Source organism: Halococcus saccharolyticus DSM 5350, assembly GCF_000336915.1.
GTDB lineage: Archaea > Halobacteriota > Halobacteria > Halobacteriales > Halococcaceae > Halococcus > Halococcus saccharolyticus.
Genome location: NZ_AOMD01000026.1, coordinates 1 through 344, shown reverse-complemented (window position 1 = coordinate 344; position 344 = coordinate 1). Strand labels below are relative to the sequence as shown.

Annotated in this window: 1 pseudogene; it reads right to left on the bottom strand. The window is 61.9% G+C overall.

Annotated features, from left to right (window positions below):
* Positions 1–344 (bottom strand): annotated as a pseudogene (locus C449_RS12125) (NADP-dependent malic enzyme); the annotation flags it as partial.

Sequence of the window (344 nt, the reverse complement as noted above, 5' to 3'; positions counted from 1 at the left end):
CACATCGTGATGTTCTCCTTGCGCGCACCGAGCGAGACATAGAACCGGGCGGTCGCGATCGCACTTGCGCCCGCCCCCGAGAAGACGATCTCCAACTCCTCGAGGTCCTTCTCGGCGATGTCGGCGGCGTTCAGGAGAGCGGCCCCGGAGATAATGGCGGTGCCGTGCTGGTCGTCGTGAAAGACCGGAATCGACATCGACTCCCGGAGACTCTCCTCGATCTCGAAGCATTCGGGCGCGCTGATGTCCTCCAGATTGATGCCGCCGAAGGTGGGCTCCATCGCCTCGACAGTTCGAATGATCTCCTGAGGGTCTGCCTCGTCGAGTTCGATGTCGAAGACGTC